Source organism: Enterobacter asburiae, from assembly GCF_008080435.1.
Classification (GTDB): Bacteria; Pseudomonadota; Gammaproteobacteria; order Enterobacterales; family Enterobacteriaceae; genus Enterobacter; species Enterobacter asburiae_C.
This window is the reverse complement of sequence record NZ_VRKN01000002.1, coordinates 84,316-97,476: the sequence shown is the minus strand read 5'-3', so window position 1 is coordinate 97,476 and position 13,161 is coordinate 84,316. Positions and strand designations below refer to the sequence as shown.

Genomic DNA, 13,161 nt, shown 5'->3' with positions numbered 1-13,161 from the left:
GATGTTTAACAAAATTCTGGTGGTATGCGTGGGGAACATTTGCCGTTCCCCTACGGCTGAACGGTTGTTGAAACACTACCAGCCCGAACTGACCGTTGATTCTGCAGGGCTGGGTGCACTGGTCGGTAAAGGTGCCGATGAGCGCGCAACGAGCGTGGCGCGGGATCATCACCTCTCTCTCGACGGCCACGTGGCCCGCCAGGTCACTGGCCGCATGTGCCGGGGGTATGACCTGATCCTGACGATGGAAAAACGCCATATTCATGCGCTGTGCGATATCGCTCCGGAGATGCGCGGCAAGGTGATGCTGTTTGGTCACTGGGACAATGAACGCGAAATCCCCGATCCGTATCGCAAAAGCCATGAGGCCTTCGAGGCGGTTTACACCTTACTTGACCAGTCTGCCCAACAGTGGGCGCAGGCACTGAAAGTTCAGCAGGGATAACAATGACAGAAAAAACAAGACCTTCTGCCGCCCCGACTTCGGGCAGTGATGAAATTGATATTGGGCGCCTGGTCGGCACTGTTGTAGAGGCAAAGTGGTGGGTGCTTGGCATTACCGCCGTGTTTGCCGCAGCGGCCGTCGTCTATACGCTGTTCGCCACCCCAATCTACAGCGCCGACGCGCTGGTGCAGATCGAGCAGAATACCGGTAACTCGCTGGTGCAGGACATTGGTTCCGCGCTGGCGAACAAACCGCCGGCATCCGACGCCGAAATTCAGCTCATCCAGTCACGTCTGGTGCTGGGTAAAACGGTTCACGACCTCGGGCTCGATATCTCCGTCACCAAAAATACTTTCCCAGTCTTTGGTGCCGGCTGGGATCGGCTGATGGGGCGAAGCAATGACACGGTGAAAGTCACTGACTTCGTGCTGCCGAAAGGGGCAGCCGATCAGACGTTTACCCTGACGGTGCTTGGCCCGAAACAGTATCAGTTGACCAGCGACGCAGGTTTCAGCGCGCGCGGTGAAGTGGGGCAGATGCTGACCAAAGATGGCGTAAGCATGATGGTCAGCGCGATTAATGCCCAGGAGGGCGGTGAATTCACCGTGACCAAATTCTCGACGCTGGGGATGATCAACAATCTGCAAAACAACCTGACCGTCACCGAAAACGGTAAGGACACCGGCGTGCTGAGCATGACCTTTACCGGTGAAGATAAAGATCAAATCCGCGACATCCTGAACAGCATTACCCGCAACTATCTTGAGCAGAACGTTGAGCGTAAGTCGGCGGAAGCGGCGAAAAGCCTGGCCTTCCTCGCCAAACAGCTCCCGGAAGTGCGCGCTCATCTGGACGATGCCGAGAACAAGCTGAACGCCTATCGTCAGGATAAAGACTCCGTTGACCTGCCGCTGGAGGCGAAATCGGTCCTCGATTCGATGGTCAACATTGATGCGCAGCTCAACGAGCTGACCTTCAAAGAGGCGGAGATTTCCAAGCTTTATACCAAACGTCACCCGGCCTACCGCACGCTGCTGGAGAAACGCCGTACGCTGGAAGAGGAGAAGGCGAAGCTCAATGACCGCGTGACCGCGATGCCGAAAACGCAGCAGGAGATCGTGCGTCTGACCCGCGACGTGGAGTCTGGACAGCAGGTTTACATGCAGCTGCTGAACAAACAGCAGGAGCTGAAAATCACCGAAGCCAGTACCGTCGGTGACGTGCGTATCGTCGACCCGGCCATTACCCAGCCAGGGGTGCTGAAGCCGAAGAAAGCGCTGATCGTTCTCGGCAGCATTATTCTCGGCCTGATGCTCTCTATCGTGGGTGTGCTGCTACGTTCGCTGTTCAACCGCGGTATCGAAAGCCCGCAGGTGCTGGAAGAGAGCGGTATCAACGTCTATGCCAGCATTCCGCTGTCTGAGTGGCAAAAATCCCGCGACAGCGTCAAAACCATCAAGGGCGTTAAGCGTTACAAACAGAGCCAGCTGCTGGCGGTGGGGAACCCGACCGACCTCGCTATCGAAGCGATCCGTAGCCTGCGTACCAGTCTGCACTTCGCCATGATGCAGGCCAAAAACAACGTCCTGATGTTAACCGGCGTCAGCCCGTCAATCGGTAAAACCTTCGTCTGCGCCAACCTGGCGGCGGTGGTCAGCCAGACCAACAAGCGTGTGTTGCTGATCGACTGTGATATGCGTAAGGGCTATACCCACGAGCTGCTGGGCACCAACAACGTTAACGGTCTGTCGGAAATCCTGCTTGGCAAAGGTGAAATCAGCCAGAGCGCGAAACCCACAACGGTGCCGAAATTTGACCTGATCCCACGCGGTCAGGTGCCGCCTAACCCGTCCGAGCTGCTGATGAGCGAACGCTTCACCGAGCTGGTGGAGTGGGCGAGCAAAAACTACGACCTGGTGCTGATCGATACGCCGCCAATTCTGGCCGTGACCGACGCAGCCGTTGTTGGTCGCCATGCGGGCACCACGCTGATGGTGGCGCGTTACGCGGTGAACACGCTGAAGGAAGTCGAGACCAGCCTGAGCCGCTTCGAGCAGAACGGTATTGAGGTGAAAGGGGTCATTCTGAACTCCATCTTCCGTCGTGCGACCGGTTATCAGGATTACGGTTACTACGAGTACGAATACAAGTCTGACAGCAAATAACAAAACACACCCCTCACCCTAACCCTCTCCCCAAAGGGGAGAGGGGACTGTTCGGTGCTGGATTTGGGGGACGAACGTAATGATAACCACTGGCTGCCTTTCACCCTCTCCCCTTTGGGGAGAGGGCCGGGGTGAGGGGAAAACATGACCACACAACGCTCTTTGATTTCTATCTATATGCCGACATGGAATCGTCAGCAGCTGGCGATCCGCGCAATTAAATCAGTCTTACGTCAGGATTACGACAACTGGGAGCTGATCATCGTCGATGACTGCTCTTCGTCGTATGAACAGCTGCAAAAGTTTGTGTCTGACCTCAACGACCCGCGGGTGGTCTATACGCATAACGCCGTTAACTCCGGCGCTTGTGCGGTGCGTAATCAGGCGATTATGCAGGCCAAAGGGCAGTATCTGACCGGGATCGACGACGATGACGAATGGACGCCGAACCGCCTGTCTGTCTTCCTGTCACATAAAGAGCAGTTGGTCACTCACGCTTTTCTGTATGCCAACGACTATGTCTGCCAGGGCGAGGTTTACTCGCAGCCCGCGAGTCTGCCGCTGTATCCGAAATCACCGTACTCTCGCCGCCTGTTCTACAAGCGCAACATTATTGGTAACCAGGTCTTCACCTGGGCGTGGCGTTTCAAAGAGTGCCTGTTCGATACCGAACTCAAGGCCGCGCAGGATTACGATATCTTCCTGCGGATGGTAGTGGAATACGGCGAACCGTGGAAAGTGGAAGAGGCCACGCAGATCCTGCATATCAACCACGGGGAGATGCAAATCACCTCCTCGCCGAAGAAGTTCTCCGGCTACTTCCATTTTTACCGCAAGCACAAGGACAAGTTTGACCGTGCCAGCCGTAAATACCAGCTCTTTACCCTCTATCAGATCCGTAACAAGCGCATGAACTGGCGCACGCTGCTGACGCTGCTGTCCGTGCGTAACGGCAAGCGCCTGGCTGACGGGCTTCGGGGGAAATAATGTTTCTGGAAGATTGCCGCGCTAACAGCTGGAGCCTGCGTCCGTGCTGCATGGTTCTGGCGTATCGCATCGCGCACTTTTGCTCGGTGTGGCGTAAGAAAAATGTGCTGAACAATATCTGGGCAGCACCCGTGCTGGTGCTGTACCGCATCATCACCGAATGCTTTTTTGGCTATGAAATTCAGGCCGCTGCCACCATTGGCCGCCGCTTTACCATCCATCACGGCTATGCGGTGGTGATCAATAAGTTCGTGGTCGCCGGGGATGATTTCACCATTCGTCATGCAGTCACTATTGGCAACCGCGGGCCTGACAGCCTGGCCTGCCCGGTCATCGGCAATAACGTCGAGCTGGGCGCGAATGTGGTGATCATTGGTGACATTACGATTGGTAATAACGTCACGATTGGTGCTGGCAGCGTGGTGCTGGACAGTATTCCGGATAACGCGCTGGTGGTGGGAGAAAAAGCCCGCGTGAAGGTGATTAAATGAACATTCTGCAATTTAACGTACGCCTCGCAGAAGGCGGAGCGGCAGGCGTGGCCCTGGATCTGCACCAGCGCGCGCTGCAAAAAGGACTTCAGTCTCGTTTTATTTACGGCTACGGCAAAGGCGGCAAGAAGAGCGTCAGCCACGATAACTTCCCGCAGGTGCACAAGCACACGCCGCGTCTGACCTCAATTGCCAACATTGCGTTGTTCCGTCTGTTTAACCGCGATCTGTTTGGCAACCTGAACACGCTTTATCGCACGGTTACCCGCACCACGGGCCCGGTTGTGCTGCATTTTCACGTGCTGCACAGCTACTGGTTGAATCTGGAAGAGGTGGTGGCGTTTTGTCAGAAGGTGCAGGCCCACAAGCCCGACACCCGCTTTGTCTGGACGCTGCACGACCACTGGAGTGTGACCGGACGCTGCGCCTTTACCGACGGTTGCGAAGGCTGGAAAGATAACTGCCAGAAATGCCCGACGTTAAGCAACTACCCGCCGGTGAAGGTGGATCGCGCGCATCAACTGGTCGCCGGAAAGCGTCAGCTGTTCCGCGACATGCTCTCGCTCGGCTGTACGTTTATCTCCCCAAGCCAGCACGTGGCCGATGCTTTCAACAGCCTGTATGGGGCAGGGCGCTGTCAGATTATCAACAATGGCATCGACGTGGCGACGGAAGCCATTCTTGCCGAGCTGACCCCGGTGGCGGAAACCGCAGGCAAACCGAAAATCGCTATCGTTGCGCACGACCTGCGTTACGACGGTAAAACCAACCAGCAGCTGGTGCGCGACATGATGGCGCTGGGCGACAAGATAGAGCTTCATACCTTCGGCAAGTTTTCACCGTTCGAAGGGGCTAATGTGATAAACCACGGATTTGAGACCGACAAGCGCAAACTGATGAGCGCGCTGAATGAAATGGACGCGCTGGTGTTCAGCTCCCGCGTGGATAACTACCCGCTGATCCTGTGCGAGGCGCTCTCTATCGGCGTGCCGGTGATTGCCACCCACAGCGATGCGGCGCGTGAAGTGCTGGAAAAGTCCGGCGGGAAAACCTTCACGGAGCAGGAGGTCCTGCCTCTGGTACAGCTGCCGAAGACGCAGATTGCTGAGATCGTTTTCGGCACTGACCTGGAATCGTTCCGCAACCGCAGCCGCAAGGCTTACAGTGGACAACAGATGCTGGAGGAATATGTCTCGTTCTATCAGAATCTGTAGTTATCTGCTGCTGCCGTTAATCTACCTGCTGGTCAACGTCAAAATTGCCCAGCTCGGCGAAAGCTTCCCGATAACCATCGTGACCTTCTTGCCCGTTCTGCTTCTGCTGTATGTCGAAAAAATCAACCTGAAGAAGCTGATGATTGCCTTAGGGCTGGGCACGGGGCTGACGCTGTTTAACTACATCTTTGGCCAGTCGCTGGATGCCAGTAAATACGTCACATCGACCATGCTGTTTGTTTATATTGTTATTATTATCGGAATGGTCTGGAGTATTCGGTTTAAAACTATTTCCCCGCACAATTATCGGAAAATCCTTAGGTTCTTTTATATTGCCGTTGCGTTAATTGTTATGCTTGCTGCACTGGAGATGGCACAAATTATTCTCACCGGTGGTAGTAGCCTGATGGAGATAATTTCGAAATATCTCATTTACAGTAACAGCTATGTATTGAACTTCATTAAGTTTGGCGGGAAGCGTACCACAGCCCTCTATTTTGAACCGGCGTTTTTCGCTCTGGCGTTAATCTCAATTTGGCTCAGCATCAAACAGTTTGGTATCAAAACGCCTAAGACCGATGCTATGATTCTTGCAGGAATTGTTCTGTCTGGATCGTTCTCAGGGGTAATGACATTTATCCTGTTTTACCTGCTGGAGTGGGCGTTCCAGTACCTGAACAAAGATGCGATTAAGAAAAAACTGCCGCTGGCGATTATCTCTCTGACGGTATTTATGGTAGGCGTAATATTTGCTTTCCCATACATCTCAGAACGTCTGGGTGATTTGGGAACGGAAGGGTCTTCGTCCTATTATCGCATCATTGGGCCACTGGTGATGGTAGGTTATTCCTTAACCCATATTGATGGCGTAGTAAGATTCGGCTCACTTTACGAATATGTTGCATCATTCGGAATCTTTAACGGTGCGGATGTCGGTAAAACCATAGACAATGGTCTGTATCTGTTAATTATTTATTTTTCGTGGTTTGCCGTACTGTTGACCCTGTGGTATCTGTTTAAAGTTTTCAAAATGATGATTAACGCGTTTGGTGATAACCAGAATTTTCGCGTTCAGCTTTATCTGTTTACACCGGTGTCGCTGTTTTTTACCGGGTCAATATTTAGCCCGGAATATGCATTCTTAATTGTTTGCCCGTTTATTTTGCGTAAAGCGCTTAATATTACGAATTCATGACGAGGTGGTCTTATGTTTCTTAGCGTCATTACTGTCGCTTTTCGTAATTACGAAGGGGTGGTAAAAACCTGGCGCTCGCTGCGCAACCTGGCGCGCGATCCCAGCCTCACCTTTGAGTGGATTGTGGTCGACGGCGGCTCGAACGATGGCACGGCGGAGTTTCTGGAAAAACTCAACGGTGAGTTCAACTTACGCTACATCAGCGAGAAAGATAAAGGCATCTACGATGCGATGAATAAAGGCATCAATATGGCGCAAGGCCGTTATGCCATCTTCCTGAATTCAGGCGACATTTTCCACGATGACGTAGCGCTGTTTGCCCGTCAGCTGGCTCGCCAGAAAGAGGACGCTATGTATATTGGCGATGCGCTGCTTGATTTTGGTGACGGAAATAAAGTGTGCCGCAGCGCAAAGCCAGGCTGGTATATCTACCACAGCTTACCTGCCAGCCATCAGGCCATTTTCTTTCCGGTAAAAGGTCTGAAAAAACAGCCTTACGATTTGCAGTATAAAGTGTCTTCCGATTATGCGCTGGCAGCCAGCCTGTATAAGTCAGGTTACCCGTTCCGCCGAATTAAAGGACTGGTGTCTGAATTCTCAATGGGTGGCGTGTCAACGTCTAATAATCTGGAATTGTGCCAGGATGCCAAAAACGTACAGCGTAAAATATTACGCGTGCCGGGGTTCTGGGCGGAATTGTCTTATTTATTACGCCTGCGTACCACAGGCAAAACGAAAACCTTATATAACAAAGCCTGAATATAAGGAAACACAATGCAGGATCTGAAAGGTTTCTCCGTACCGAAAGGCTTTCGGGGCGGGAACGGCATTAAGGTACAGCTGTGGTGGGCCGTTCAGGCAACATTATTTGCCTGGTCACCGCAAGTATTGTACCGCTGGCGAGCATTTTTATTGCGCCTGTTTGGCGCAAAAATAGGAAAAAACGTAGTCATCCGACCTTCTGTAAAAATCACCTATCCGTGGAAATTAACGCTGGGTGATTACGCATGGGTTGGGGATGATGCGGTGTTATATACCCTGGGCGAAATTACGATTGGCGCAAATTCGGTGGTGTCGCAGAAGTGTTATTTGTGCACCGGCAGCCACGATTTTATGAGTCAGCATTTTGATATTACCGCTTCGCCTATTGCGATCGGTGAAAAATGCTGGTTGGCAACAGATGTTTTTGTTGCACCGGGTGTTTCTGTTGGTGATGGCACGGTAGTCGGTGCCCGCAGCAGCGTTTTTAAATCGCTACCGGCAAATAAGGTTTGCCGTGGCAACCCCGCAGTGGTGATACGCGAACGCGTTGAAACTGATTAAATTCATAAGTAGAGGAATATAAACATGTCTAAAGTCGCTCTCATCACCGGCGTTACCGGGCAGGATGGTTCTTACCTGGCAGAGTTACTGCTGGAAAAAGGTTATGAAGTGCACGGTATTAAACGTCGTGCATCTTCTTTCAACACCGAGCGTGTTGACCATATCTATCAGGATCCTCACTCCGCGAACCCGAAATTCCATCTGCATTACGGCGATCTGACGGACTCCTCCAACCTGACCCGTATTCTGCAGGAAGTACAGCCGGATGAAGTGTACAACCTGGGCGCAATGAGCCACGTTGCGGTCTCCTTCGAATCCCCGGAATATACCGCCGACGTTGATGCCATGGGCACCCTGCGTCTGCTGGAAGCGATTCGCTTCCTCGGCCTTGAGAAGAAAACTCGCTTCTACCAGGCATCCACCTCTGAGCTGTACGGTCTGGTGCAGGAAATCCCACAGAAAGAGACCACGCCGTTCTACCCGCGCTCTCCGTATGCGGTAGCAAAACTGTACGCCTACTGGATCACCGTGAACTACCGTGAATCCTACGGCATGTACGCCTGTAACGGCATCCTGTTCAACCACGAATCTCCACGTCGCGGCGAAACCTTCGTGACCCGCAAAATCACCCGCGCGATCGCCAACATCGCGCAGGGTCTGGAGTCTTGCCTGCACCTCGGCAACATGGATTCCCTGCGTGACTGGGGCCATGCCAAAGACTACGTGAAAATGCAGTGGATGATGCTGCAGCAGGAACAGCCAGAAGACTTCGTGATTGCGACCGGCGTGCAGTACTCCGTACGTCAGTTCGTTGAAATGGCTGCGGCACAGCTGGGCATCAAACTGCGCTTCGAAGGCACCGGCGTGGAAGAGAAAGGTATCGTGGTTTCTGTGACCGGCCACGACGCACCGGGCGTGAAGCCAGGCGACGTGATTGTGCAGGTTGACCCACGCTACTTCCGTCCTGCTGAAGTGGAAACCCTGCTGGGCGACCCAACTAAAGCACACGAGAAGCTGGGCTGGAAACCAGAAATCACTCTGCAGGAGATGGTTTCCGAGATGGTAGCCAAAGATCTTGAAGCAGCGAAAAAACACTCTCTGCTCAAATCTCATGGCTACGAGGTTGCCATCGCGCTGGAGTCCTGAGAATGACAAAACAACGTATTTTTGTCGCCGGTCATCGCGGAATGGTGGGTTCCGCGATTGAACGCCAGCTGGAACAGCGCGGTGACGTAGAGGTGATTGTTCGCACCCGCGACGAGCTGAACCTGCTCGACAGCCGTGCGGTACAGGACTTCTTTGCCAACGAACGTATTGACCAGGTGTATCTGGCTGCGGCGAAAGTGGGCGGCATTGTCGCTAACAACACCTATCCGGCAGATTTCATCTACGAAAACATGATGATTGAGAGCAACATCATTCACGCGGCGCATCTGCATAACGTGAATAAGCTGCTGTTCCTTGGGTCGTCCTGTATTTACCCGAAAATGGCGAAACAGCCGATCGCCGAAAGCGAACTGCTGCAGGGCACGCTTGAAGCCACCAACGAGCCGTACGCGATTGCCAAGATTGCCGGGATCAAGCTGTGCGAGTCCTACAACCGTCAGTACAACCGCGACTATCGTTCGGTGATGCCGACCAACCTGTACGGACCACACGACAACTTCCACCCGAGCAACTCGCACGTGATCCCGGCGCTGCTGCGTCGTTTCCACGAGGCGACCGCCGAGAACGCACCGGACGTGGTGGTGTGGGGCAGCGGCACGCCGATGCGCGAATTCCTGCATGTGGACGACATGGCTGCCGCCAGCATTCACGTGATGGAGCTGGATCGCGAAGTGTGGCAGGAGAACACCGAGCCGATGCTGTCGCATATCAACGTCGGTACCGGCGTGGACTGCACCATTCGCGAGCTGGCGCAGACCATCGCGCAGGTGGTGGGCTACAAAGGCCGCGTGGTGTTTGACGCCACCAAGCCGGACGGCACGCCGCGCAAACTGCTGGACGTGACCCGTCTGCATCAGCTGGGCTGGTATCACGAGGTGTCACTGGAGCAGGGGCTGGCCAGCACCTACCAGTGGTTCCTGGAAAACCAGCACCGCTTCCGGGGGTAATGATGTTTTTAAGTCAGGAAGATTTTGCCACGGTAGTGCGTTCCACTCCGCTCATCTCAATTGATTTGATCGTGGAGAACGAACGCGGCGAGTTCTTGCTGGGGAAACGAACCAACCGTCCTGCACAGGGCTTCTGGTTCGTGCCCGGCGGGCGCGTGCAGAAGGATGAGACGCTGAGCGATGCGTTTGAGCGTCTCACTCTGGCGGAACTGGGCCTGCAGCTGCCGATGGCAGCGGGCCAGTTTTACGGGGTCTGGCAGCACTTCTATGACGATAACTTTTCAGGCACCGGGTTCACCACGCACTACATCGTGCTGGGGTTCCGCCTGAAGGTGAGTGAGGCAGACCTGCGTCTGCCTGATTCTCAGCATGACGACTACCGCTGGCAGACGCCAGAGGCGTTGCTTGCGAGCGAGAACGTTCACGACAACAGTCGAGCGTACTTCCTCGCGGAACGTCAGGCTGAGGTGCCGGGCTTATGAAGATCCTCGTATACGGAATCAACTACTCGCCGGAGCTAACCGGCATCGGGAAATACACCGGCGAGATGGTCGAGTGGATGGCGAGCCAGGGACATGACGTGCGGGTCATTACCGCGCCGCCGTACTACCCGGAATGGAAAGTCGGGGAGCGCTACTCAAGCTGGCGCTACCGTCGCGAAGAGGGTGCAGCGACCGTCTGGCGCTGCCCGCTGTATGTGCCTAAGCAGCCCTCGACGCTGAAACGGTTAATTCATCTGGGCAGCTTTGCCCTGAGCAGTTTCTTCCCGCTGATGGCGCAGCGTCGCTGGAAGCCGGATCGCATCATCGGTGTGGTACCGACGCTGTTTTGCACGCCGGGCATGCGCCTGCTGGGCAAACTCTCCGGTGCGCGCACCCTGCTGCACATTCAGGATTATGAAGTTGACGCCATGCTGGGCCTGGGGATGGCAGGCAAAAGCAAAGGCGGCAAGGTGGCGAAACTCGCCAGCGCGTTTGAGCGCAACGGTCTGCATAACGTGGATTACGTCTCGACTATCTCGCGCTCGATGATGAACAAGGCGCAGGAGAAGGGCGTCCCGGTAGAGAAGGTGATCTTCTTCCCGAACTGGTCTGAAGTGGCGCGTTTTCGCGATGTGACAGATCAAGACGCTCAGGCGCTGCGCGCGCAGCTCGGATTGCCTGAAGATCAAAAAATCATTCTTTACTCAGGCAACATCGGCGAAAAGCAGGGGCTGGAGAGCGTGATTGAAGCAGCCCAGCAGCTTAGCAAACATCCGTGGATATTTGTGATTGTCGGGCAGGGTGGTGGAAAAGCGCGGCTGGAGAAAATGGCCGGCGAACGCGGCCTGACCAACGTGAAATTTTTCCCGCTCCAGTCTTACGAGGCATTGCCTGCGCTACTGAAGATGGGCGACTGCCATCTGGTGGTGCAAAAACGCGGCGCCGCGGATGCGGTGCTGCCGTCCAAGCTGACCAACATTCTGGCAGTGGGCGGTAACGCGGTGATCACGGCAGAAGCCGAAACAGAATTAGGCCAGCTGTGCGACAGCTATCCGGGGATTGCCGTGTGCGTGGAGCCGGAATCGGTCCCGGCGCTGGTGACCGGAATTGAACAGGCACTTGCCATGCCAAAAGTGAACACGGTGGCACGTGAATATGCCGAACGCACGCTCGAGAAAGAGAACGTGCTGAGCCAATTTATTGCAGATATACGGGGATAAATCATGAGTCAAACCACTTTGTATCCGGTTGTGATGGCTGGTGGCTCTGGTAGCCGGTTGTGGCCGCTGTCCCGCGTGCTCTATCCAAAACAGTTCCTCTGCCTGAAAGGGGAGCTCACCATGCTGCAGACGACGGTAAACCGTCTGCACGGCGTGGAGTGTGAAAGCCCGGTGGTGATTTGTAACGAACAGCACCGCTTTATTGTTGCCGAGCAGCTGCGCCAGCTGAATAAACTCACCGAAAACATCATCCTGGAGCCTGTAGGACGGAATACCGCGCCAGCGATTGCCCTGGCGGCGCTGGCGGCAAAACGCAGCAGCCCGAACTGTGACCCGCTGATGCTGGTCCTGGCGGCAGACCACGTTATCCAGCAGGAAGACGCGTTCCGCGACGCGGTGCGTGCGGCCATTCCTTACGCCGAGAGCGGCAAGCTGGTGACTTTCGGCATCGTGCCGGATCTGCCGGAAACCGGCTATGGCTACATCCGTCGCGGCAACGTGACGCCGGGTGAAGGCGACAGCGTGGCGTTTGACGTGGCGCAGTTTGTTGAAAAACCGAATCTGGAAACCGCGCAGGCGTATGTCGCCAGCGGTGAGTATTACTGGAACAGTGGGATGTTCCTGTTCCGTGCCGGACGCTATCTGGAAGAGCTGCGCAAATATCGCCCGGATATTCTGAACGCCTGCGAGAAAGCAATGGCGGTGGTGGACCCGGATCTCGACTTCATCCGCGTGGATGAAGAGGCGTTCCTCGCCTGCCCGGAAGAGTCCATTGACTACGCGGTGATGGAACGTACGGCTGACGCCGTCGTGGTACCGATGGATGCGGGCTGGAGCGATGTGGGCTCCTGGTCCTCCTTGTGGGAGATCAGCGCCCATACCCCGGAGGGGAACGTCCATCACGGTGATGTCATTAGCCACAAAACGGAAAACAGCTACGTCTACGCCGAGTCCGGCCTGGTCACCACGGTCGGGGTGAAAGATCTGGTGGTTGTCCAGACCAAAGACGCTGTGCTGATTGCCGACCGTAACGCCGTGCAGGACGTTAAAAAAGTGGTGGAGAAGATCAAGGCGGATGGCCGTCACGAGCACCACATTCACCGCGAAGTGTACCGCCCGTGGGGGAAATATGACTCCATCGATTCCGGTGACCGCTATCAGGTGAAACGCATTACCGTGAAGCCGGGCGAGGGGCTGTCGGTGCAGATGCACCATCACCGCGCCGAGCACTGGGTGGTGGTCGCGGGTACCGCTAAAGTCACTATTGACGGTGAAGTCAAACTGCTGGGTGAAAACGAGTCCATTTATATTCCGCTGGGGGCGACCCACTGTCTGGAGAACCCGGGGAAAATTCCTCTCGACTTAATTGAGGTGCGATCCGGCTCGTATCTGGAAGAGGACGATATCGTGCGCTTCCAGGACCGCTACGGGCGGGTGTAGCACTCTGCATTATGCCCGGTGGCGCTGCGCTTACCGGGCCTGCGAATGACAAAAAAATCAATTTGGCCATTTAGTGGTCAGGGCC

General features: G+C 54.9%; 13 protein-coding genes. All 13 read left to right on the top strand.

Annotation, left to right across the window (positions count from 1 at the left end):
- Position 1 precedes the first annotated feature (1 nt).
- Positions 2-445: a low molecular weight protein-tyrosine-phosphatase Wzb gene (gene wzb, locus FU672_RS03620; protein ID WP_148242202.1), complete on the top strand. Its 444-nt coding sequence runs from the start codon at positions 2-4 to the stop codon at positions 443-445.
- A 2-nt stretch (positions 446-447) separates the two neighbouring features.
- A complete protein-coding gene (wzc, locus tag FU672_RS03615; RefSeq protein WP_148242201.1) occupies positions 448-2,610 on the top strand; it encodes a tyrosine-protein kinase Wzc in 2,163 nt (720 codons plus the stop codon).
- Between the two features lie 144 nt (positions 2,611-2,754).
- Positions 2,755-3,597 carry a colanic acid biosynthesis glycosyltransferase WcaA gene (wcaA, locus tag FU672_RS03610; RefSeq protein ID WP_148242200.1) on the top strand — a complete coding sequence of 281 codons (843 nt, stop codon included), beginning with the start codon at positions 2,755-2,757 and terminating at the stop codon, positions 3,595-3,597.
- Positions 3,597-4,088, top strand: a complete 492-nt coding sequence (wcaB, locus tag FU672_RS03605; RefSeq protein ID WP_023312402.1) for a colanic acid biosynthesis acetyltransferase WcaB — start codon at positions 3,597-3,599, stop codon at positions 4,086-4,088. The genes wcaA and wcaB overlap by 1 nt, the downstream gene beginning before the upstream one ends.
- Complete coding sequence (gene wcaC / locus FU672_RS03600) at positions 4,085-5,302, top strand: colanic acid biosynthesis glycosyltransferase WcaC (RefSeq protein WP_148242199.1); 1,218 nt, start codon at positions 4,085-4,087, stop codon at positions 5,300-5,302. The genes wcaB and wcaC overlap by 4 nt, the downstream gene beginning before the upstream one ends.
- Entirely contained in the window at positions 5,277-6,497 is a 1,221-nt protein-coding gene (gene wcaD / locus FU672_RS03595; RefSeq protein WP_148242198.1) for a colanic acid polymerase WcaD, read from the top strand. The genes wcaC and wcaD overlap by 26 nt, the downstream gene beginning before the upstream one ends.
- Positions 6,498-6,509: 12 nt before the next feature.
- A complete protein-coding gene (gene wcaE, locus FU672_RS03590) occupies positions 6,510-7,256 on the top strand; it encodes a colanic acid biosynthesis glycosyltransferase WcaE (RefSeq protein WP_148242197.1) in 747 nt (248 codons plus the stop codon).
- A gap of 15 nt (positions 7,257-7,271) precedes the next feature.
- Positions 7,272-7,820: a colanic acid biosynthesis acetyltransferase WcaF gene (gene wcaF / locus FU672_RS03585; protein WP_148242196.1), complete on the top strand. Its 549-nt coding sequence runs from the start codon at positions 7,272-7,274 to the stop codon at positions 7,818-7,820.
- A 24-nt stretch (positions 7,821-7,844) separates the two neighbouring features.
- On the top strand, positions 7,845-8,966 hold the full coding sequence (gene gmd / locus FU672_RS03580) for a GDP-mannose 4,6-dehydratase (RefSeq protein ID WP_063144525.1): 1,122 nt from the start codon (positions 7,845-7,847) through the stop codon (positions 8,964-8,966).
- A gap of 2 nt (positions 8,967-8,968) precedes the next feature.
- Positions 8,969-9,934, top strand: coding sequence for a GDP-L-fucose synthase (fcl, locus tag FU672_RS03575; RefSeq protein ID WP_148242195.1), 966 nt, complete (start codon positions 8,969-8,971; stop codon positions 9,932-9,934).
- A 2-nt stretch (positions 9,935-9,936) separates the two neighbouring features.
- Positions 9,937-10,416, top strand: a complete 480-nt coding sequence (locus tag FU672_RS03570; RefSeq protein WP_148242493.1) for a GDP-mannose mannosyl hydrolase — start codon at positions 9,937-9,939, stop codon at positions 10,414-10,416.
- Positions 10,413-11,636 carry a colanic acid biosynthesis fucosyltransferase WcaI gene (gene wcaI / locus FU672_RS03565; RefSeq protein WP_148242194.1) on the top strand — a complete coding sequence of 408 codons (1,224 nt, stop codon included), beginning with the start codon at positions 10,413-10,415 and terminating at the stop codon, positions 11,634-11,636. Before FU672_RS03570 ends, wcaI begins: the two co-directional genes overlap by 4 nt.
- 3 nt (positions 11,637-11,639) lie before the next feature.
- The gene (cpsB, locus tag FU672_RS03560; RefSeq protein ID WP_148242193.1) at positions 11,640-13,076 is read left to right on the top strand and encodes a mannose-1-phosphate guanyltransferase; all 1,437 of its coding nucleotides are present in this window, start codon (positions 11,640-11,642) and stop codon (positions 13,074-13,076) included.
- Positions 13,077-13,161: the final 85 nt, after the last annotated feature.